Source organism: Streptomyces sp. RKAG290 (assembly GCF_023701695.1).
Taxonomy (GTDB): domain Bacteria; phylum Actinomycetota; class Actinomycetes; order Streptomycetales; family Streptomycetaceae; genus Streptomyces.
Genome location: NZ_JAJOZC010000001.1, coordinates 3,199,625 through 3,219,560 on the forward strand (window position 1 = coordinate 3,199,625; position 19,936 = coordinate 3,219,560).

Annotated in this window: 18 protein-coding genes and 2 pseudogenes; 14 read left to right on the forward strand and 6 right to left on the reverse strand. The window is 69.9% G+C overall.

What is annotated here, in order from left to right; genetic code table 11:
- Position 1: 1 nt before the first annotated feature.
- The 3 genes from LNW71_RS13880 to LNW71_RS13890 all read right to left on the reverse strand — a co-directional run bounded on the left by LNW71_RS13880 (position 2) and on the right by LNW71_RS13890 (position 4,276).
- The gene (locus LNW71_RS13880; RefSeq protein ID WP_250968527.1) at positions 2 to 379 is read right to left on the reverse strand and encodes a hypothetical protein; all 378 of its coding nucleotides are present in this window, start codon (positions 377 to 379) and stop codon (positions 2 to 4) included.
- A 160-nt stretch (positions 380 to 539) separates the two neighbouring features.
- Entirely contained in the window at positions 540 to 3,701 is a 3,162-nt protein-coding gene (locus tag LNW71_RS13885; RefSeq protein ID WP_250968528.1) for a glycoside hydrolase family 2 TIM barrel-domain containing protein, read from the reverse strand.
- A 116-nt stretch (positions 3,702 to 3,817) separates the two neighbouring features.
- Positions 3,818 to 4,276: an ATP-binding protein gene (locus LNW71_RS13890; RefSeq protein ID WP_250968529.1), complete on the reverse strand. Its 459-nt coding sequence runs from the start codon at positions 4,274 to 4,276 to the stop codon at positions 3,818 to 3,820.
- Between the two features lie 223 nt (positions 4,277 to 4,499).
- On the opposite strand from LNW71_RS13890, the gene LNW71_RS13895 reads away from it, so the two are divergent.
- The 4 genes from LNW71_RS13895 (at position 4,500) to LNW71_RS13910 (ending at position 6,525) form a co-directional block, all read left to right on the forward strand.
- The gene (locus LNW71_RS13895) at positions 4,500 to 5,351 is read left to right on the forward strand and encodes a Scr1 family TA system antitoxin-like transcriptional regulator (RefSeq protein WP_250968530.1); all 852 of its coding nucleotides are present in this window, start codon (positions 4,500 to 4,502) and stop codon (positions 5,349 to 5,351) included.
- 8 nt (positions 5,352 to 5,359) lie between these two features.
- The gene (locus tag LNW71_RS13900; RefSeq protein WP_308294485.1) at positions 5,360 to 5,554 is read left to right on the forward strand and encodes a DUF397 domain-containing protein; all 195 of its coding nucleotides are present in this window, start codon (positions 5,360 to 5,362) and stop codon (positions 5,552 to 5,554) included.
- Positions 5,547 to 5,828: a DUF397 domain-containing protein gene (locus LNW71_RS13905; protein ID WP_250968531.1), complete on the forward strand. Its 282-nt coding sequence runs from the start codon at positions 5,547 to 5,549 to the stop codon at positions 5,826 to 5,828. The genes LNW71_RS13900 and LNW71_RS13905 overlap by 8 nt, the downstream gene beginning before the upstream one ends.
- A 79-nt stretch (positions 5,829 to 5,907) precedes the next feature.
- On the forward strand, positions 5,908 to 6,525 hold the full coding sequence (locus LNW71_RS13910; RefSeq protein ID WP_250968532.1) for a hypothetical protein: 618 nt from the start codon (positions 5,908 to 5,910) through the stop codon (positions 6,523 to 6,525).
- 252 nt (positions 6,526 to 6,777) lie between these two features.
- On the opposite strand, the gene dmpI is transcribed toward LNW71_RS13910, so the two are convergent.
- Positions 6,778 to 6,960, reverse strand: a complete 183-nt coding sequence (gene dmpI, locus LNW71_RS13915; RefSeq protein ID WP_250968533.1) for a 4-oxalocrotonate tautomerase DmpI — start codon at positions 6,958 to 6,960, stop codon at positions 6,778 to 6,780.
- A gap of 150 nt (positions 6,961 to 7,110) precedes the next feature.
- Between dmpI and LNW71_RS13920 the strand changes: the two genes are divergently transcribed.
- Together LNW71_RS13920 and LNW71_RS13925 are read left to right on the forward strand one after the other, a co-directional pair.
- Positions 7,111 to 7,995, forward strand: coding sequence for a LysR family transcriptional regulator (locus tag LNW71_RS13920; RefSeq protein WP_250968534.1), 885 nt, complete (start codon positions 7,111 to 7,113; stop codon positions 7,993 to 7,995).
- An 80-nt stretch (positions 7,996 to 8,075) separates the two neighbouring features.
- Positions 8,076 to 8,693: a hypothetical protein gene (locus tag LNW71_RS13925; RefSeq protein ID WP_250968535.1), complete on the forward strand. Its 618-nt coding sequence runs from the start codon at positions 8,076 to 8,078 to the stop codon at positions 8,691 to 8,693.
- A gap of 20 nt (positions 8,694 to 8,713) precedes the next feature.
- Here LNW71_RS13925 and LNW71_RS13930 read toward each other — a convergent pair whose 3' ends face one another.
- On the reverse strand, positions 8,714 to 9,787 hold the full coding sequence (locus LNW71_RS13930) for a MarR family transcriptional regulator (protein ID WP_250968536.1): 1,074 nt from the start codon (positions 9,785 to 9,787) through the stop codon (positions 8,714 to 8,716).
- 688 nt (positions 9,788 to 10,475) lie between these two features.
- On the opposite strand from LNW71_RS13930, the gene LNW71_RS13935 reads away from it, so the two are divergent.
- From LNW71_RS13935 to LNW71_RS13970, 8 genes and pseudogenes are all read left to right on the forward strand, one after another.
- Complete coding sequence (locus tag LNW71_RS13935; RefSeq protein WP_250968537.1) at positions 10,476 to 10,865, forward strand: hypothetical protein; 390 nt, start codon at positions 10,476 to 10,478, stop codon at positions 10,863 to 10,865.
- A gap of 67 nt (positions 10,866 to 10,932) precedes the next feature.
- Positions 10,933 to 11,622 carry a DUF402 domain-containing protein gene (locus LNW71_RS13940; RefSeq protein WP_250968538.1) on the forward strand — a complete coding sequence of 230 codons (690 nt, stop codon included), beginning with the start codon at positions 10,933 to 10,935 and terminating at the stop codon, positions 11,620 to 11,622.
- A 313-nt stretch (positions 11,623 to 11,935) separates the two neighbouring features.
- Positions 11,936 to 12,244 (forward strand): hypothetical protein, encoded by a 309-nt coding sequence (locus tag LNW71_RS13945; protein WP_018101695.1) that lies wholly within the window; start codon positions 11,936 to 11,938, stop codon positions 12,242 to 12,244.
- 180 nt (positions 12,245 to 12,424) lie between these two features.
- Positions 12,425 to 13,297 carry a hypothetical protein gene (locus LNW71_RS13950; protein WP_250968539.1) on the forward strand — a complete coding sequence of 291 codons (873 nt, stop codon included), beginning with the start codon at positions 12,425 to 12,427 and terminating at the stop codon, positions 13,295 to 13,297.
- Positions 13,298 to 13,346: 49 nt separating this feature from the next.
- Positions 13,347 to 14,641 (forward strand): annotated as a pseudogene (locus LNW71_RS13955) (hypothetical protein).
- Entirely contained in the window at positions 14,638 to 16,188 is a 1,551-nt protein-coding gene (locus LNW71_RS13960) for an SCO6880 family protein (protein WP_250968540.1), read from the forward strand. Before LNW71_RS13955 ends, LNW71_RS13960 begins: the two are co-directional and overlap by 4 nt.
- A gap of 42 nt (positions 16,189 to 16,230) precedes the next feature.
- Positions 16,231 to 17,649: an ATP-binding protein gene (locus LNW71_RS13965; protein ID WP_250968541.1), complete on the forward strand. Its 1,419-nt coding sequence runs from the start codon at positions 16,231 to 16,233 to the stop codon at positions 17,647 to 17,649.
- A 54-nt stretch (positions 17,650 to 17,703) separates the two neighbouring features.
- A pseudogene (locus LNW71_RS13970) lies at positions 17,704 to 19,292 on the forward strand (type VI secretion protein).
- A gap of 28 nt (positions 19,293 to 19,320) precedes the next feature.
- Here the strand turns inward: LNW71_RS13970 and LNW71_RS13975 are convergent.
- The gene (locus LNW71_RS13975; RefSeq protein ID WP_250968542.1) at positions 19,321 to 19,878 is read right to left on the reverse strand and encodes a GNAT family N-acetyltransferase; all 558 of its coding nucleotides are present in this window, start codon (positions 19,876 to 19,878) and stop codon (positions 19,321 to 19,323) included.
- Positions 19,879 to 19,936: the final 58 nt, after the last annotated feature.

The window sequence follows — 19,936 nt, forward strand, 5'->3', positions numbered from 1 at the left end:
ATCAGCCCGGCTCGCAGCCCATGGCGGTGTCGCTCACGCCGTCGAACTTCGTCGCCCAGGCCGTCCAGTTGTTGTCGTAGTCGTCCGGGCGGATCTCCCGGAAGAGGCACCCGCCGCCGGGCTGGAAGCTGATCGCGAACACGCTGCCGGGGGCGTGCGAGTCGAACGAGAAGGCATGCCGCTTCACCCGGGGATCGGCCTCGCGGTAGCCGGGCGGCGTGTAGGCCCAGGCGCCGCCCGCCCCCATCTGGTTCGCATCGGGCCAGAAGTACACCTGCCCGGGCGGTACGGCCTCGGCGCCCGGGGTCGTCAGGAGAGCGGGGGCGGCGAGGGAGGCGGCGAAGACGGCAGCAAGGGTGATCCTGCGTCGGATACTCATGATCGACTTAACGCCCGGCCGGGCGACCGGTCACGCCGCCGCGCACGCCCCAGCCGCCGGCCCCCCACCCGCCGATGCCATCGCCGCCCCACCAAGCGGGCGGGCCGCCCTACGCCTTACGCAGGACGCCCCGCCCCGTTACGCAGGCCGGCCCGCCCCGTTACGCGGACCGCAGCCGGTACGCGTACGTATAGGTCCGCCCCGCGTGCAGCAGGTACTCGTCGAGCGGCGGGGCTCCCCACGAGTCGTTGCCGCCGACTCCCATCTGCCGGTGGTTGACCCCCAGGATCGTCTCGTCACGCCGCTTCAGTTCGTACGGGTGCTTCGGCCCGTCCAGGTCGAACGGCGAGTAGTGCAGGACACTCGTCTCCAGCATCGGTTCGTCCTCGCCCGGATCGGCCTGCACCAGCAGGCCGGAGCCCGACCGGTCGGTCACGGACAGCCGGCGGACGTCGGTCATGTTGCCGGTCTGCTCGGGACGTACGTACGGCGCGACCTGGTCGTCGACCTTGGAGCGGTAACGCCCCACGAACGCTGCGGTTTTGCGGTCGGCGTAGTTCTCCTGCGGACCTCGGCCGTACCAGTCGATCTGCTCGAACCCCTTCGGGAGGGTCAACAGCGCGCCCACCATCGGCAGATCAGGCAGTCCGTCGGCGGCCTCCAAGGTGTGCCGGACCCTGATCTCCCCGTCGCCGCGCACCGTGAACACCGTGCGCCAGGTGGAGGCGGTGGGAGCGGTGGGCAGGGTGCAGTGCACCTCGACGGTGACCACGCCGGGCGCGGGCTGTGCAGCCTTGACCGATGTCACCTTGCGGTCCGAACCTGCGGCCCGCCAGGTCCGCAGCGAGTTCTGGGCGCCGCGGCCGATGTCGTTGTCGGTGGGGCCGCGCCAGAAGTTCGGCACCGGGCCGCCGGCCAGCAGCAGCTGTCCCTTCACCCGGTACGAAGCCAGGGTGCCCGTCGACTTGTCCAGAACCACCTCCACGTCGCGCCCGCTGATCTGCACCAGGGTGCCGGTCTCGTCGAGGGTGAGCGCGGGCAGGCCGCCCGGGCCCGGGTCGGCGGGAGCGGGGGCGTGCCAGTCCAGCGCGAGCTGCTCGGCGGCGACGGTGTGCCCTGCGTCCGCCCAGCGGGCCGCCGACTTGAGCACGAAGGACACGTTGAGCCAGTACTCGGCGCCCGGCTCGGGCGACTGCGGCTTCCGGTAGGGGATGTGCAGGGTTCCTTCGTCGCCGGGCCCCACCTTCGGCGCGGCGAGGCTGCCGTGCTGCACGCTCCGGCCGTCACAGGTCACGTCCCAGCGCAGCTCATACGCGTCCAGGCCGCTGAACAGGTGCTTGTTCCGCACCGTGACCGTCCCCGCCGCGAGATCCGCGGCAGCGACGGCGACCGGCTGGTAGACCTTCTTGATCTCCAGCAGTCCGGGGTGCGGCGTACGGTCCGACGCGACCAGGCCGTTGCAGCAGAAGTTCCAGTCGGTCGGGTACCCGTCGTGCCAGTCACCGCCGTACGACAGGTAGGTGTGTTTGGGGTCGCCCGGCACCGGCAGCCGGATCGCCTGGTCCACCCAGTCCCACACGAACGCGCCGTGCAGATTCGGGTACCGCTCGAAGATGTCCCAGTACTCCTTGAGGTTGCCGCTGCTGTTGCCCATGGCGTGCGCGTACTCGCAGAGCATGAAGGGCGTCGTCTTCCCGGACCTGCCGTACGCCTCCACCTCCGCCGGCTTGGTGTACATCTCGCTGTGCAGGTCGGCGACCTCGTTCATGCCCTCGTAGTGCACGGGCCGGGAGGCGTCGCGGGCGTGCACCCAGTCGGCCATGGTCCGGAAGTTGGACCCTCCACCGGCCTCGTTGCCCAGTGACCAGACGACGACGCAAGGATGGTTCTTGTCCCGCTCGACCATGGAGCGGAGCCGGTCCACACACGCGTCGGTCCACTCGGGCAGCGAGGCCGGCACGGTGTCCCGCACGCCGTGCGTCTCCAGGTTGGTCTCGTCGATGACGTACAGGCCGTACTCGTCGCACAGCTCCAGCCAGCGCGGATTGTTCGGGTAGTGCGAGGTACGCACGGCGTTGATGTTGTGCTGCTTCATCAGCCGGATGTCCTGCACCATCCGGGGCTCCCGGATCGCCTGGCCGTGGTCGGGGTCGGACTCGTGGCGGTTGGTGCCGCGGAACATGACGGGCTTGCCGTTGACGGTGAACTTGCCCGGTCCGCACTCCACTTCACGGAACCCGGTGCGGGTCCGCTGGATGTCGGCCGTCCGCCCCGATCCGTCGGTGAGGGTGACGACGAGGGTGTAGAGGTTCGGGTCCTCGGCAGACCAGAGCGCGGGCGCGGCGACGTCCGCCTTCAGCGTCACCTCCGTGTCGCCCGACCTCTTCGGGACGACCTCACCGGTGAGGGGACGGCCGACGCGGCGCCCTCGGCCGTCGTACAGCACCGCCTCGATCCGGTGACCGGTGGCCTCGGCGGTGCCTCGGTTGCGTACGGTCGCGGTGATCGTGAGGACCGCGTCGCGGTACGCGTCGTCCAACGAGGTCCGCACGAACAGGTCCTGCACATGGACGGGCGGGATCGCGTATACGTAGACGTCGCGGAAGATCCCGGACAGGTCGATCATGTCCTGGTCCTCGAGCCAACTGCCGTCGGACCAGCGGTAGACCTCGACCGCCAGGGTGTTCTCGCCCGGCCGCACATGGTCGGTGATGTCAAATTCGGCGGGGGTGTAGCTGTCCTCGCTGTAACCGACCTTCTTGCCGTTCACCCAGAGGAAGAAGGCCGACTTCACGCCCTGGAACGAGATCAGGGTGCGCCGGCCGGACCAGTCGCGCGGCACGCTGAAGGTGCGGCGGTAGGAGCCGACCGGGTTGAAGTCGTGCGGCACGGCCGGGGGCTGCGGGGTCTCGTAGCCGATCCACGGATAGCGGATGTTCAGGTAGATCGGCTCCGGATAGCCCTCGATCTCCCAGTTCGACGGTACGGGGATGTGGTCCCAGCCGCCGTCGTCGTAGCCGGGCGCCTCGAACCCGACCGGTCGGGCGTCCGGGTTCTTGGACCACTTGAAGCGCCAGCTCCCGTTCAGCGAACGGAAGTAGGGCGACTTCCCGAGGTCGCCACGCAGTGCGTCGGAACCGCTGGCGTACGGCACGAGCGGGGCCCGCGCCGCCTCCCTGCCGACCTGGAACGTCCTCGGCTCCGCGTCCCACTCGGGACCGTCCGCGGCGAAGGCCTGTCTCTGCGCCGCGAAGACGGCCCAGCCGGCGAGGGCTGCACCGGTCGAGAGGACGGACCGACGGCTCGGACGGTGTGCACTCATCAAGCGGCTCCGAACGGAAGACGACAAGAACCATCACCATCAGACGGAATCGCTCAACACGCAAGACTCCGCGCGGAGTCGCCACACTTCTCGGCCGAACCCTCCCTTACAAAAAGTTACGATAGATCCCCCCACTGACAGTCCGTCTTCGCCACGCATTCCACCCAGAGCAGCTTCCCGCCCTGCCCCGGCAGCCCGCCGCGCATCGGATACGCGCCCCAGCTCTCCGCGTAGAGCGTGACGAGATACAGCCCGCGCCCTCTCTCCGCGAGCTCCGCCGGGCTCTGCGCGCCCCACCGGAACGGTGCGGGGATGCGCGGATCGGTGTCCCACACGCCGAGCCGGACCCGACGGCGCCCCGCGTCCCGCATGCGCAGGGAGAACGGCCCCGAGGAGTGCTGGTACGCGTTGGTGACCAGCTCGCTCGCCAACAGTTCTGCGGTCTCGGCGAGTTCGGACATGCCGTGCGCGCGGAGCACGTTACGGAGGGTGGCCCGGGCCACTCCGGGGGCCCGGGGATCCTGCGGGAGTTGGAGGGTGTACGTCCAGGGCGGCGCTACGGTGGCCGTGGGCATGGAAATCTCCGATCGCGAAGGGGCGAGGGGGCGAAGTGGATGAGTTGTCCCGCGGTGCCCGGTGACGAGGCCGCTCCGTCGAGCGGGGTGCTTCCGGGCGGGTGGCCTGAGACCGAGATTAAAGGCATGCAAGGATTCCTTGCGCTCTTGGACCGGAATCCTTGAGTTGAACCACTCGTGTGAGTGACGGCTCAACTCAGCCGTATTGCAATGGGAGTTCGAGATGGCACGTAGAGCCGCCCCCTCCGCACGTCGCACACGACTCGGCGCCGAGCTGCGCAAGTTGCGGGAGCGCGCCGGAATGACCACGACGCAGGCGGCCGACCTCCTCGGTACGAGTTCGGGCCAGCTCAGCAACATAGAGGTGGCGCGCTTCGGCGTGAGTGCCGAACGGGTACGAGTCGCGGCGCACACGTACTCCTGCACCGACCAAGCCCTGATCGAGGCACTCGTGGGCATGACGACCGACCGCAGACGCGGCTGGTGGGAGGAGTACCGGGAGATCCTGCCGCCCAAGCTGCTCGACCTGGCAGAGATCGAGCACCACGGCACTGCCCTGCACGCGGCACACAGCATCCACATTCCCGGCCTGCTCCAGACCGTCGATCACGCCCGCGAGATCTACCGGCAGGCCGTTCCCGACCTGCCACCGCCCGAGATCGAACACCGCGTCTCCTACCGCATCAAGCGGCAGGAAGTCCTCTACCGCACGGGCCCCCCTCCCTACCGAGCCGTCATCCATGAAGCAGCTCTACGCATGAGGTTCGGGGGCCCGGACATCGCCCGAGGCCAGCTACAGCACATCCTCAAGATGAGCGAGCTCCCCCACACCACCATCCGCGTGATCCCCTTCGAGGCCACGTACTACCCGGGCTCGGGGCAGTCCCTGTACTACGTACGCGGCCCGGTTCCGGTACTCGACACCGCGCAGCTCGACCAGTCACACGGCCCCGTCTTCATCGACGCGGAATCCCAACTGGCGCAGTACCGACTCCTCCTGGAACGCCTCGACGACGCAGCCCTGAATGTCGAGCAGTCCCAGGAGCTCATCCACAAGATCACCCAGGACCTTTGAAAGGAACCATGATGTCCGCACACTCCTGGCAGAGGTCGTCCTACTGCGCACAGGGCGAGGCCTGCGTGCATGTGGGGACCGACCGCCCCGGATCGATATCCCTCACCGAATCCGGCGACCCCGGCGGCGCGATACTCCGCACCACGCCCGCCGCCCTCGACGCCCTCCTCCGCACGCTCAAGGAGGACCGGCTCCGTGACTGACCGCCCGAGCGGCCTCACCTGGATCCGCGCGGCGCCGCAGGACGACCCCGGCCCCGGCCCCTGGATCGAGATCGCCTTCGGCGCGGGCGACCTGGTGCACCTGCGAGAGACCGGTGACCCGGGCAACGTCGTCACCACCACCCGCACCAAGTGGCAGGCCTTCGCCAAGGGCGTCCGGGCCGGCGAGTTCGACCACTTCGCCGAACCCGCCGACGGCTCAGGAGCGGTCCGGAACGACGAGGGCCCCTCCCCCACGCGGCGGACGGCACCCTGACCGGCCTCGTCCCAGGGGCAGGTACGGAACCGGCTCACGGGACGACGAACCGAGCGGGCGGGCGCGACAGGCTGAAGTCATGGAGACCAGGAAGCGCACCCCGTACCCCGTAGGCACACGAGGCACCCTCACCGGATCCGGCACCGACGCTCCGCGTTGGGCCGTGCGCTCGGCGCATCTCGTCACCCTCGTCGTGGTGCCGACCGGGCTCTGGCGGATCGCGCTCGTCCTCGGATTCCCGTCCGGCTACACGGCCGAAGGGTTCACGGGCTTCGAGACCCCGGGCGCGAAGGCGTGGATGCTGTTCCTGAGCGTGGCCTGCGAGCTGCTGGCCTTGCTGGCCGTCGGTCTGGTGCGCCCCTGGGGCGAGGTGCTGCCGCACTGGATCCCGCGCATCGGTGGCCGCACGGTCCACCCCCTCGCCGCCACCGTGGCCGCCCTCCTCGGAGCCGGCTGCCTCACCGCGCTGTGGACCCCGATGGCGTGGTGGTGGACCTTCCCGCACGACGACATGACGCACACCGGGCACATGGTGGTCGGCATCCTCTACCAACCGCTCATCCTCTGGGGCCCGCTGCTCGGAGCCGTGGCGATCTCCTACTACCGGCGCCGCCGCGCAGCACGGCCTTCACCGGGCCCGTCCGGGGGACAGGGTCCTTCGTCCGCCGGCGGCTCAGGGGTTGGGCCGGCCTCCTGAGCGCTGTCCCGGCATGACCGCCTCGCGCGACTTGGACTCAATGAAAATGCCGGCAGCCGTCATGGACGGCGGCCGGCTCAGGCAGCGGTGACGGGCACCCGCTCCGGGGTGTGCCGGGGCATGGCCCGGGGCCGCCCGCTCGGGAGCGTGCGGGCCGCCGCCGGGCCACGCCCCGTCCTCAGCAGTCGGGCGGCCGTCACCGGCCTCAGCCAAGGCGGGGAGCTACACGGCCGCTCACACGCACGCGTGGCGTCACTTGTCCGCAGCGAGCTTGCCGCCGACGCCGAAGCTGTCGGTGGGGGTCTCCTCGATGAAGACCATCACCGTCTCGGCCGGGATCCGGTAGGTCTCGACGAAAGCGTCGGTGATCTTCTTGATCAGCTCCCGCTTGAGCTCGACGTCGCGGGGGCCCTGCTGGATGGTCACTGCGGGCATGACTGCCTCCTGATGGTCTTTTTTTCTGCTGGTTAAGCGCCTGCGGCTTGTGCCGTGGCGTAGGAACAGTTCACCGCTCCGTACCGAGGTGATCAAGGCGCATTCGGCTCCTATACTCATCACGAATCGTGATGAGTGAAGGGGGCGGATATGGAGCTGCGGCAGGTCCGGTACTTCCTCGCGGTCGCCGAGGAACTGCACTTCGGACGCGCCGCCGACCGACTGCGCATCGTCCAGCCGGCCGTCAGCCAGCAGGTCCGCAGACTCGAACGGGAACTCGGCCTGGAACTGTTCGACAGGACCACCCGCAGCGTCACGCTGACCGCCGCGGGCCACGCGTTCCTGCCACGCGCCAGGGCCCTCGCGACCGCCGAGGAAGCGGCGCTGAAGACGATGGCCGAGCTCCGCGCCGACCGGCTCACGACCTTGCGCGTCGGCACCAACTCCGGCCTCGGCGCACGACTGGAATGCCTGCTGGCGGACATGGCGCAACTCGCGCCGGAGATCACCGTGGAACTGCACAGCGCACCACCAGCGCCTCGGCTGCAGCGCGTACGGGACGGCGAACTGGACGCCGCCTTCGTCCGCGGGGTCGGCCGGAGCCCGGGGCTGGACCTGATTCCGGTGTGGCAGGACGAGCTGGTAGCCGCGCTGCCCGCGTCCCACCCGCTGGCCGCTCACGAACGCCTCGACCTCGCCGATCTGGCCACCCTGCCCCTGCGCATCGCACCTCGCGAGGCCAACCCGCACCTGGTCGACCTGATCACCGGCGCCTGCCGGTCCGCGGGCTTCGAACCCGTCATGGGCCCCGTCTTCACCACCGACCAGGACACCTTCGCGGCCATCGGCAGCGGCAAGCCCACCTGGACCGTCGTCTACTCCGCCAAGGCCGCCGTCATGCCCACCGCCCGCACGGTCTTCCGCCCGTTCGCCCCGCCCGCACCCGCCATGCAGACCTACCTCGCCGTCCGCCCGACCACCTCCACGCGGCTCCTGGCCCCCCTCCTGAACGCCTGCCGCTCCCAGGAACCCTGACCGGAGCGGTCGGCCCGACCGAGCGAGCGCGAGCCGCGTCTCCGCACCGCGCAGTACGGGTGATCGCTACGCTCACCGGCATGGGGCTGGACATCACTGTGCTGATCGCCGACTGGGCATGGCTGGGGGAGGCTCCGCCCGGGGAGAGGCTGTCGCGGCTGAGGGATGCCTGGTACGCCGACGACACCGGCCTGTGGGATCACGACGCACCCGGGGCCGAAGGCGCCTGGGAACGGCCACGAGGGCCTCACAGCGACTCCTTCGACGTCTACGAGTTCCGGGGCACCCTCGGTTCGTTCAAGCCGCATTTCCGGGCCGGGGAGCGGTGGGAGTCCGTACGCGAACATGCCGACCCGCCGTTGCGGGCCGAGGTGGACACGTTGCTGCTCGGGCTGATCTGGGGAGGCCTGGACGGCGAGGCGGAGCACGTTGACCCAGGCTTCTTCTGCGATGACCCCGCCGTCAGCTACGGCGTACTGCTCGCGCGGTCGCCGGACAGCGTGCGGGACCTTGCAGCGACGTCGCAGCGGGTACGGGCCCGGCTCGGCGGGCTGCGTGGGAGCTACGACGAGCACGCTGCCGTTCCCCGAGGGTGGGTCGGCGACTTCGACCAGTTCGCCGTCCTGCTGGACGACTGGGACCGCGTACTGTCCGAAGCCGCCCGCCGGGGCTGGGGAGTCGTGGGGCTGAGCGAGTAGGCGGCCACCACCACCTGCCCTCAGGGCGCCTTCAGTAGGTCCCTGAGGTTGCCGACGAGCGCATGGATGTCGCGTGCGACGGGCGCCTCGGCGGGGGCGACGGTGTCAGGAACAGTGTCGGGGACGGGCGTGCGGCACTGCTGGCAGAGGCCGTCCGGGAGCGCTTCGGGCCTGCCGGGGGTGCGGCATTCGGAGCACTCGACCATGAGCCGCGGGGGTGGTGCCACCCCTGTTGCCGGGGCAGCGGGGATGTGGGGCGGGATCTTGTCGCGCAGGCGGCGGCGGAGGAAGCCCACCGGTGAGTCGACCCGCTCGGGAAGCCCGGCGACAAGGGCTTGGGTGAGGTATTCGGCGTCCACGCCCCGGGCGAGCCAGGCCGCGGCCAGCTCCTCCAACACCGCGCAGTCGGCGGCGGAGAGGGTAAGACGGGGCTCGACGCGGCCGAGCCGGGCCAGAGCGGCGTACGCGGGCGAAGGCACCACCGGCGCCGGCTGCGGGTTCCGCTGCCGAGGCAGCACGGGCGCGCGGGCGGGGGACGGGGTTTGCGCGTACGCGGCCTCGTCCTCGGCCTCGACCTCGACCGCGTCCAGGGCCGGGACGGAGACCGCGGCGGGGACCGGTCCCGTGACCGGGAGCGCGGCCGGGGCCGTGACCGGGAGCGAACTCACAGGCTCCGGCGCGGTGCAGGCCTCCTCGGCCGCGAGGAAGAAGGTCACCCACCACTCGTTGTCGCGGGCGGTGCGGGACCAGAAGGTACGCGTCACCCAGCGGACCTGGTCACCGTCGGCCGCGGGGCATCGCACATGGCGCAGATACCCGGCGACACCCAACGCCCTCAGCGCACTGCCGACCGCCATCTGCCCGTACAGCGGAAGGCTCTTGGCCAGCGACTTGATGTCCATGGCCGCGCCGTCGGGGAGCCTGTCGACGTACCCGGCGATGAACCTCTCCCGTTCCGGCAGCAACGCGAAGTCGTCGGCGCGCGGCGGAAGCTGGGAGGGTGCGGATCGCTTGCCGTAGCCGGGATTGGCCCTCGCGTACGGAGGCGAGCATTCGGGCGGGCGCGGGGCGGAGCTAAAGTTCTCGGTAGCCACGAGATCGGTTCCTCAATTAGTCGATCTTGGGTGAGACCCCGGCCGGTGCTGATAACACCGCGTCGGGGTCGTTACGTTGAGGGCACGGTAAGCAGCCGCGACGCTGCGCCGCAAGTCGGTCACAAACGGTCATACTTGCTCGTCGCGAGGGGGTAGGGGAGGTGGGGAGGTTTCCCAAACCCCTTCTTCTACCTACCGGTTGTACGACACCGCTCGAACCCCGAACCTCGCATCCCGACGCCCGGAACCCGAAGCTCAAGCGTCGGGCCGACACCCGGCCCGGTACCCACTGACCTGACGGATGTACGCCTCCATTCCGGCGCTCGAACCCCGAAGTCCGAGACTCGGCTCCCGAGGCTCGGTTCACGAAACTCGGAGCCCGAACCTCGGCTCCCGAACCCCGAACCCCGGGTCGCGGGGACCATGACGTTCGAACAACTCGCGTGCCAAGCCCGGCCCCGGACCCGAGACTCATGCCATGCCCCTCACCACCACCACACGCCTCAGACGGTCAGCCGCGGCAGCCGCCCTCCTCGCACTCACCGTGACCGCCTGCGGTACGGAACACGGAGGGCAGCAGGCACAGTCGGTGACCCCTCCCCCTTCGTACGCCCCCCGGCCGAAATGTGCCCAGCCCGCCGAGACTCCGCCGCCCCAGCCCTCCCCTTCAGCCACTCCGAGCGGGGCCGTGCCATCGCAGGAGGGAGACCGAGAGGGGGACAACGAGGACCGTCCCCCCAACTACGCCGACAACCACGCCTACCGCATGTCGGCGAAGCTCAGCCCGGACCAGCGCGCAAAGGGCGAGGCGTCGGCCGGGCTCATTCGCAAGGAGTTGGATAAGGCCCGGAAGGAAGGCGACCTCAGCGGGAAGCGGATCACGGCAGCGCTGGCACATCTCGGCTGCGGCGAGAAGCACGGGGTCTACATCGCCGACGGGTTCTACAGCGTCCACACGGGCGACGTCTGCGTGTCCGGGCACGTGACGAAGGAGGAGCTCAGCATCGAGGTGCACGGCGCGTACGCCGAACCCCAGCCCGGAACGGGGCCGTGCGTGGAGAACCGGGGAGGCCACTGACCGGGCCCCGACACCTGGGCAGGCCGAGCACGTGTCCGAAGACCTCGCCGCGGGCATGATCAATCGCATGAAAGCGGGCAAGAGGGACGTCGCGAGCAACGACACGAGAATCCACACGAGCAACCGCACCAGCAGGGGTCCGGGTCAGATCCTGCACTGGAACTTCTTCATAGGCGGCCACCTGAGCGCCTCCGTGCCCGTACGCCTGGTCGAACGCACGGCCGCGGGGCAGCTGGTATGGATGGAGACCGGCACACCGATGTGGCGCACCGCCCTGCCGTTCGGCACCACACACCTGCGGGACATCGCACCGCACGAGCGTCCCGCCGAGGGCTACCCGGTGGTCGCCGACCGGTGGCCGATGGGCAACGCGCTCTTCTACCAGCCGACCGGCGCGGCACACTCCGTCCTGTGGCTCTTCGGGCGCAGACAGAAGTTCCGCGGCTGGTACGTCAACCTGGAACGCCGGGTCCACCACGGCGACGACATCGACATCGCCGACCACGAACTCGACATCAACGTGACCCCGGACCGCACCTGGCAGTGGAAGGACGAGCAGTCCTTCGCCGATAAAACCGGCCACCCCGCGTACTGGACCGCCGAGGAAGCCGTCGCCATCCGGACGGAGGGCGACACGGTGGCACGGCTCGCCGAGGCCGGAACGTTTCCCTTTGACGGCTCATGGTGCGATTTCCGGCCGCCGTCGGCCTGGACGACACCACCTCGCCCGCCGAACCCGCCCCGCTCGCTCCTCTGATCGAACCGCGCCCCACCTGGTCACGCATCCCCTGATGGGTGCGGTTCGAGCGTCGATGCGGGTCTCGGTCAGGGTGGCGTGATGACAATCATTGCCCGGCGTCACCCTCCGTGATACACAGAGTAACGATACGAAATTCGCTCACACACCGATTCGAGCCGCAGGTCAGGGCGGTCAGACCGGTCAAATGTGCGAGATCCGGGTAAAGAGAGCCGTCAAGTCGTCGTGGAGAGCAGTTTCATCAGCGAAGATAGAGGGTGACTCGTGCCGTGCGGTACGGGCATTGAACTACCCAACAGGGGCGGTGACTTACATGATCCTGGCAGCTGAAAAGGGCGACATCACCACCATCATCGGCGGAATCGCCCCGAACTGGGGCCCGTTCGGGACCTTGGGCAACGAGGCCCGCGTAATGATCGAGGTCGTGATGGCGATCGCCATCCTGCTCTGTCTCGGCATCGCGGTCTGGGGAGCGGCAAAGCAGCGGATCGGTGCGACGGCTCTGCGCGACACGTTCAGCGCCGAGCAGGGCAAGGGGCTGATCGTTGCCGGTCTGACCGGTGTGTTCATCATCGGATCGCTCGGAACCCTGTTCACCATCGTCTACGGGATGGCCGTCTAACTCGTCGTCAGCCCCCGCCAGGGGCCGTCCGCTCGCCCGTCTCCCCCATCCGTCCGTCGTGCCCACCGGCAGAGGTTGCGTCTCCCTGATGTCGAGTCACCACACCGCGCCCGCGCGGAAACCAGCACGGCTACCGTCGTACTACGCGGTTCAGGCAATGGTTGAGGGGGCGTACGCGGCATGAGTTTCGGCGACGAGGACGGCTACGGCAACGACTCGGGGCGTTCGAACGACGGCTACAGCACCCTCGGCGGCACCCGCCAGACCCGCACCCGCCTCCCTGACGGCGAGGGCGGCGACGGCTACGGCCCCCGCCGACCGGCCCGGAACTCCCGCTCGCTCTTCACGGTCGTCGGCGTGGTCGTCCTGCTGCTGGGCGCTATCGCCTTCGCGAACATGGGCGGCGGCGGCGGAGACGACGGCGGAGACGGCACGTCGGGAAGCAACGGCAAGCAGGCCGGCGCGGCACCGACGGCTGCCACGGGGACGAAGCCGGTGACGGGGAAGAACGGCGGGATCGCGTCGGGGTTCGCGCATGACGCGCAGGGGGCGCAGAGCGCGGCCTCCAACTTTGCGGTGGCCCTCGGTTCAGCCGACATGTTCAACTCGGCCTCTCGTCGCACCATCGTTCAGGCCACTCATGACCCGGCAATCGTCGACAGGCTCGTCTCCGACCTGAACACGGCCTACTCGCCCAGCTTTCTCAAGAACGTCGGCCTGAACGATGACGGCAGCACCCCCAGTGGCCTGACGTTCGTCTCGCGGACGGTCCCGGTGGGCACGAAGATGATCGAGCAGAGCGGCGACACGGCCACTGTCGAGGTCTGGTGCACAGGTCTCGTCGGCATGGCCGGTCAGGGATCCACAAAGCCCGTTACCGAGACCTGGTTCACGATCTCGGAGAAGCTCAAGTGGATCGGAAACGACTGGAAGATCGAGTCGTCGAGCCAGACAGAGGGGCCCACTCCTGTCAGCGGCGACAACCGGGCGTCCACGGCCGATGACATCGCCGGCGCGGTTGAGGGATACGGAGGCTTCACTTATGCCCGATAACCGCCGCCGCGGCGGGCGCACTCTGTCGATCTTGAGCGCCCTTCCGGCCATGTTGATCCTGCTGGCTTCGCAAGCCGCAGCGGCGCCGTCTCCGTCGCCATCGCCCAGCAAGAAGGGCAACGAGGCGTGTGACCTCATCGTCGGGCTCGCCAAGGACTACTGCGAAGGTAACTCCTCCGCCAAGTCCACGCCCCCGCCCAGCACCGACCCCGCCCTCGACCCCCTCACCTCCCTGGGCCGAGGCTGTGCCGATGCCGCCGCGTGGATCGTGGGCAAGCTCAGCGAAGCGGTCAAGAGCACCGCGAACGTCGACTTCACGAACACCCGGTTCCTCCAGCAGTACGCGATCGTCTTCGCCGCCTCCACCGTGCTGACGCTCGTCCTGTGGCTGCTCGCCGTGGCTAAGCGGGCCATTCGGGGGTGCCGGTCACCACCGCGATCTCCGAGGCCATCGGGTTCCTGTGGCTGACGGTGCTCGCGTCCGCGTTCACGCCCCTGATCCTCTACACGATCGTCTCCGCGACCGACGGCGTCACCGAGGTCATCGCCTCGTCGTCCGGCGGGCAGACCGATGTCTTCTTCGGGTCGTTCGCCGAAGCGCTCAAGAAGGACTCCGACATCGGCGGCGGGCCGATCATGCTGATCGTCGTCTCGCTGGTGTCGATCCTCGCCGCAGGCATCCTCTGGCTCGAACTCGTGATCCGGGCCGCCCTGCTCTACGTGGGCGCCCTCCTCGGAACCGCCGTGTACGCGGGGCTCGTCGACAAGAACATGTGGGGACACGTGCGGCGCTGGGCGGGCATCATGATCGCGGTGATCATGGTGAAGCCGGTCATCGTCGTCGTGCTCGGCCTGGCCGGCGCACTGTCCTCCGACGACGGACCCGACGCCTTCTCCGCCGTGGTGTCCGGACTGTCCATCATCCTGCTGGCGATCTTCGCCTCCGGCATGATCTACCGCTTCGTCCCTGGATTCGGCGACGAGATCCAGGGCGCCCGGACCAACCGCAAGCAGGCCACCGACGGCTCCCAGGCCGCCGCGATGATCAGCTCGCCCGCCGCTCTCGTGTCCCAGGGCATCAAGACCCACAGCAGCCGCGGCGGCGGCGACAGCGGCGGCAACAACAGCGGCGGGGGCCGCCCCGCCAACCCGGTCAGCGGCGGGGTCGCCGCACACAGCTCCCGTAACTCCGGGAGCGGGGTCGGCGGCGGATCTGTCCCCTCCGCCGCACCTCCGCCCCGCAGTGGATCGGGTCCCACCTCCGGTACCCCGCACAGCAGCCGGGGCTCGCGCGGCGGGTCAGGCAGTTCAGGTAACAAGAGCACAGGAGGTGGCGGGCGTTGAGCACGCAGTCCCATCCGATCGCGCCCCGCCGTACGTATCTCATCGGCCGGGCCCGGCCGAACGCGATGGTCGGCAAGAACCGCGAGACCGGCGAGATCGCCCTGATCATCGGCGGGGCGTTCCTCGGCATGATGAGCGGGCTGCTCGTACCGGTCCTGTCCATGCGGATCGTGCTGCTCACCGGCTTCCCGCTGCTCGCCCTGGCCATCGTCTACGTCCCGTACAAGCACCGGACCTTCTACAAATGGTTCGAGATCAACCGCAGCTTCAAGCGCTCCCTGCGCCGCGGCACGACGTACCAGTCCGGCGCCATGGAAGCGGGCGTGAGCGCCGACGGGCGTGAGGTCGAGATCGGGCCGCCCCCCGGCATCGGCCGGATCAACTGGCTGGCCGCACCCTTCGGACCGGACGAGATCGCCGTACTGCTGCACGCCGACCGCCGCACCGTCACCGCGGCCATCGAGATCGAAGGGCCAGGCGTCGGGCTGCGCGACAGCGAGGACCAGGAGGCGCTCGTCGACCGGTTCGGCACGCTGCTCAAGCACGTCGCCAACGGCGACGGCTTCGTGAGCCGCATCCAGATGCTGGCCCGCACCCTGCCCGCCGACCCCGACGCGCACGCCAAGGACGTCGCCCAGCGCGGCGACAAGGCCTCACCGGGCTGGCTGCAGGAGTCCTACGAGCAGCTCCAGTCCATGGTCTCCACCTCCAGCGAGCAGCACCGTGCCTACCTCGTCGCATGTATGGAGTTCAACCGCGAGCTCGCCGCCGAGGCCAACGCCATGGCCCGCGCCGCCCGGCCCCACGCGGGCCGCAAGCTCGACCGGGACGCGGGGCTCGCCGTCGTCATGGCGCGCGAGCTCACCGACATCTGCGCCCGCCTCGCCGAGGCCGACATCCGGGTGCGCCAGCCGCTCGGCCAGAGCCGCCTGGCCTCCCTCGTCCACTCGATGTACGACCCTGATCACCCCATCGACCACATCCAGGCCATGACGAAGCGCAACGCATGGCCGGCCGAACTGGACGCGGTCGAGCCGACGTTCCTCCAGGCCAAGACCCGTGAGTCGTCTACCCGCGCGCCCTGGTGCCACTCCACGGCGTGGGTGAAGGAGTGGCCGATGACGCCCGTCGGCGTCAACTTCCTGGCCCCGCTCCTGGTCCACACGCCCGACGTGATCCGTACCGTCGCGGTCTGCATGGACCTCGAACCCACCGAGATCGCCATCGAGCGGATGCTCACCGAGAAGACGAACGACGAGGCCGAGGCCAGCCGTCAGGCCAAGATGAACCGCACCGTCGACCCCCGCGACATCGCCGCCCACGGCCGGCTCGACCAGCGGGGTGAAGATCTCGCCAGCGGCGCGGCCGGAGTGAACCTGGTGGGGTACATCACGGTGTCGTCTCGTTCGCCCGAGTCCCTCGCCCGTGACAAGCGGACGATCCGGGCCTCCGCCGGCAAGTCGTACCTGAAGCTGGAGTGGTGCGACCGCGAGCACCACCGCGCGTTCGTGAACACCCTGCCGTTCGCCACCGGCATCCGCCGCTAGCCCCACACGACCGAGAGAGACGAAAGGGAGGTCGGTCACGCCATGCGAGATCCGCTGTCCGCGTTGTCGGACGCCTTCACCGCCTTCCTCTTCGGGAAGGTGGAGACGACCAGGCTGCCCGTCCGCACCTCCACCGGACAGGCACAGGCGGTCTACCTGCCCACCGCGGCCCCCGGTCTCGGCGACTCCGGCGTGATCATCGGGCGCGAGGTGTACTCCGGCAAGGGCTACATCTACGACCCCTTCCAGCTGTACGGACAGCAGCTGCCCGCCCCGCACTGGCTGGTGCTCGGCGAGTCGGGGAACGGCAAGTCCGCGCTGGAGAAGACCTACGTGCTCCGCCAGCTCCGCTTCCGCGACCGCCAGGTCGTCGTCCTGGACGCCCAGGGCGAGGACGGCGTCGGCGAATGGAACCTCATCGCCCAGGAACTGGGCCTGACCCCCATCCGCCTCGACCCCACCTCCGCGCTCAACGGCGGCATCCGCCTCAACCCGCTCGACCCGGCGATCACCACCACCGGACAGCTCGCCCTGCTTCGCACGATCATCGAAGTCGCCATGGGACACGGCCTCGACGAACGGTCCGGCTTCGCCCTGAAGGTCGCGCACGCCTTCGTGAACGAGACGAAGACCGACCGCCAGCCCGTGCTCATGGACATCGTCGACCAGCTGCGCCACCCGGAACCCGAGTCCGCCGAGGCGATGAACGTCGACATAGACGACGTACGGGCCTGGGGCCTGGACGTCGCCCTCGTCCTGGACCGTCTCGTCGACGGTGACCTGCGCGGCATGTTCGACGGGCCGACGTCCGCCGACATCGACCTGGACGCCCCGCTGATCGTCTTCGACCTCTCCCACATCGACCGCAACTCGATCGCCATGCCGATCCTGATGGCCATCGTCGGCGTCTGGCTGGAACACACCTGGATCAGGCCCGACCGCAAGAAGCGCATCTTCCTGGTGGAAGAGGCCTGGCACATCATCAATTCGCCGTTCGTGGCGCAGCTCTTCCAGCGCCTGCTGAAGTTCGGCCGCCGGCTCGGCCTGTCGTTCGTCGCCGTCGTCCACCACCTCAGCGACGTGGTCGACGGAGCCGCGGCGCGAGAAGCGGCCGCCATCCTCAAGATGGCGTCGACCCGCACGATCTACGCCCAGAAGGCCGACGAGGCGAGAGCGACCGGGCGGGTGCTCGGGCTGCCCCGCTGGGCGGTCGAGATCATTCCCACGCTCACCCCCGGCATCGCCGTCTGGGACGTCAACGGCAACGTCCAGGTCGTCAAACACCTGATCACCGAGGCCGAACGCCCCCTCGTCTTCACCGACCGCGCCATGACCGAGTCCTCCCCCGTCGACCTGCTGCCGGAGGACGTACGCGCCGCCGAGCTGGAAGCGGAACAACGCGCGGCCCGGATGGAGAACCAGCAACGGCTGACCGAGTCGTCCGAGTCAACGGTGGCATGACATGGCAGGGCGCGGCGAGGCACGGCCAGGCGGCAACGGGAACGGCGGGGCGGCATCCCCGACGGGCTGCTGATCGGCCTGCTGGCCTTCCTGCTCGGGCTGACACTGCTGGCCTGGACGGCCACCGGCCTGGCTGGACTCCTGGCGCACGGCGGCTGGCCGCACGGCGTCACCCTCGGCGAGACCCCACTGGCCATGCGCCGGCTGGTGGAGGCCCCGCACGACCTGCCGGCCGCCTGGCCGACCGCGTCCGCGGGGGAGCTCTCCGGGTACGGGCTGTTCTGGGGCCTGTTCATCGGCGAACTGATGGTGCTCGTGGTGCTGGCCGTGTTCGTGATGGGTGTGGTCGCACGCTGGCGCGACGTACGGAGGCGGCAGCGCGCCGCCCGGCTGGAGCAGATGGAGCATCTGGAACAGCCGGATCGCAGAGGGCGGCGGGAGCACGAGCAGGAGTACGCCTACGAGCCTCCGGCACAGGCACAGGCACAGCCTCCGGCAACACCGGCGCCGGCGCCGGCAGCCCACACTGCCCCCCAGCAGCCCGCTCCCTATGCCGCCGAGCACCTCGCCGATCCCTGGCCGACGGCCGCGGGGCCGACGGCCGCGGGGCCGACGACTGCGGGACCGACGACCGCCGGACCGACAACTGCGGGGCCGGCCGAGACCACCGAACCCCTCGCTCCCGTACCCGCCCTCGTCCCCTCCCCACGCACCCCCCTCCTCGTCTACGGCCCCGCCGCCACCCGCCGGCCCACCGTCGTCCAGGCCATCCGCGAAGCCGACGGACCCGTGCTCGTCGTCACCTCCGACCCCAGCGTCTGGGCCGAGACCAAGGACGCCCGCGCCAAGCTCGGCCCCGTACTCGTCTACGACCCCGGCCACCTCTGCGACACCCCGGCCCGCCTCCACTGGGCCCCCACCGCCGGCTGCGAACAGCCGGACAGGGCGGCCGCCCGCGCCACCGCGCTCCTCGCCCCCGTCCGGCCGCAGGCCCGCATCGACGCGGCGACGGCAGACACCGCCGAAACCCTCCTGCAGTGCTGGCTGCACGCCGCCGCCGTCGACGGCCGCCCCTTCCGCCAGGTGCACCGCTGGGCGCTGGGCGGCAGCGCCCATGAACCGGTGCGGCTGCTCCGTACCCACCCCAAGGCCGCATCCGGACTCGCCGGGCTGCTGGAGTCCGCGCTCACCGCCCACCCCGAACGCCGCGAGATGGCCCAGGAACTGACCGTACGGGCCTTCGGCGCACTCTCCTCCGTCCACATCCGCGAGGCCTGCACACCGAATCGAGCCGATTCGCTCGCGCTGGAATCTTTCGCGGACGAGGGGGCAGCCTCTATGTGGTCGGTGAACCCATCGAGAACCCCCGATCAGGCCCCGGAGCGATGCCCCTGCTCACGGCGCTCGCCGCAGACGTGGTCGAGCACGGCCGCCGCATGGCCGCACGGTCATCCGACGGCCGGCTCGACCCACCAATGACGCTCGTCCTCGACGACGTCGCAGCCGTCGCGCCCCTGCCCGGTCTGCCCGACCTGCTGGCGGCCGGCCAGGCCCTCGGCCTGCCCACCGTCGCGCTCCTCCGCTCCCCCGAACAGGCCCGCGCCCGCTGGACCCAGCAGCTCAGCGCCCCGAGCACGCCCTGAACCCGAGCACCCCGATCCACCCGGACCGCTACGGCCGCGCCACCGCGTACTCCAGCTCGAAGGCCGCCGGATCACCCGGCGCCGGCAGCGTCCGGCCCGTCGGCGCGAACCCGATCCGGCGGTAGAACGCCGCTGCCCGCGGGTTGTCCTGGTGCACATACAGCCGTACGCGTTCGATCCGCGGCTCACCGAGCGACCACGCCCAGTCCGTCCCTGCCCCGAACAGCGCCTCGGCCACCCCCGTGCCGCGCGCCTCCGGCCGGACGAACACCCCGACCACATGGGCCTGGTGGACCTCCGCGGCCTCACCGAACCGCACCGCGGCGTCCGGCCGCTCGATCAGCACGGTCACCGAGCCCGCCCAGCTCCCGTCCGGCGCCTCGGCGACGAACTGCCGCACCCCGCCGTCCCCCGCCTCCGACGAACCGGCCGCCCGCTCCCGCCAGAAGTCGTCGGTCCGCTCCACGGCCAGCTCGTACGTCTCCACGAACGCCACCGGCGCCACCGGGTCCTGCAAGGCGGTCAGGCGGAGCTCCCTGACCAGTCGCCATTCCTCGGCCCGCACCGGGCGTATCACGTAGTCCATGCGCCGATCCTGACCCGCCGCCCACGGCCGCGCAAACAGATTCCCGCCGGACACCACG

Coding starts and splice junctions, on each gene's coding strand:
- LNW71_RS13880 (WP_250968527.1), bottom strand. CDS start 379: ATGAGTATCCGACGCAGGATCACCCTTGCTGCCGTCTTCGCCGCCTCC.
- LNW71_RS13885 (WP_250968528.1), bottom strand. CDS start 3,701: ATGAGTGCACACCGTCCGAGCCGTCGGTCCGTCCTCTCGACCGGTGCA.
- LNW71_RS13890 (WP_250968529.1), bottom strand. CDS start 4,276: ATGCCCACGGCCACCGTAGCGCCGCCCTGGACGTACACCCTCCAACTC.
- LNW71_RS13895 (WP_250968530.1), top strand. CDS start 4,500: ATGGCACGTAGAGCCGCCCCCTCCGCACGTCGCACACGACTCGGCGCC.
- LNW71_RS13900 (WP_308294485.1), top strand. CDS start 5,360: ATGATGTCCGCACACTCCTGGCAGAGGTCGTCCTACTGCGCACAGGGC.
- LNW71_RS13910 (WP_250968532.1), top strand. CDS start 5,908: ATGGAGACCAGGAAGCGCACCCCGTACCCCGTAGGCACACGAGGCACC.
- dmpI (WP_250968533.1), bottom strand. CDS start 6,960: ATGCCCGCAGTGACCATCCAGCAGGGCCCCCGCGACGTCGAGCTCAAG.
- LNW71_RS13920 (WP_250968534.1), top strand. CDS start 7,111: ATGGAGCTGCGGCAGGTCCGGTACTTCCTCGCGGTCGCCGAGGAACTG.
- LNW71_RS13925 (WP_250968535.1), top strand. CDS start 8,076: ATGGGGCTGGACATCACTGTGCTGATCGCCGACTGGGCATGGCTGGGG.
- LNW71_RS13940 (WP_250968538.1), top strand. CDS start 10,933: ATGAAAGCGGGCAAGAGGGACGTCGCGAGCAACGACACGAGAATCCAC.
- LNW71_RS13945 (WP_018101695.1), top strand. CDS start 11,936: ATGATCCTGGCAGCTGAAAAGGGCGACATCACCACCATCATCGGCGGA.
- LNW71_RS13950 (WP_250968539.1), top strand. CDS start 12,425: ATGAGTTTCGGCGACGAGGACGGCTACGGCAACGACTCGGGGCGTTCG.
- LNW71_RS13965 (WP_250968541.1), top strand. CDS start 16,231: ATGCGAGATCCGCTGTCCGCGTTGTCGGACGCCTTCACCGCCTTCCTC.
- LNW71_RS13975 (WP_250968542.1), bottom strand. CDS start 19,878: ATGGACTACGTGATACGCCCGGTGCGGGCCGAGGAATGGCGACTGGTC.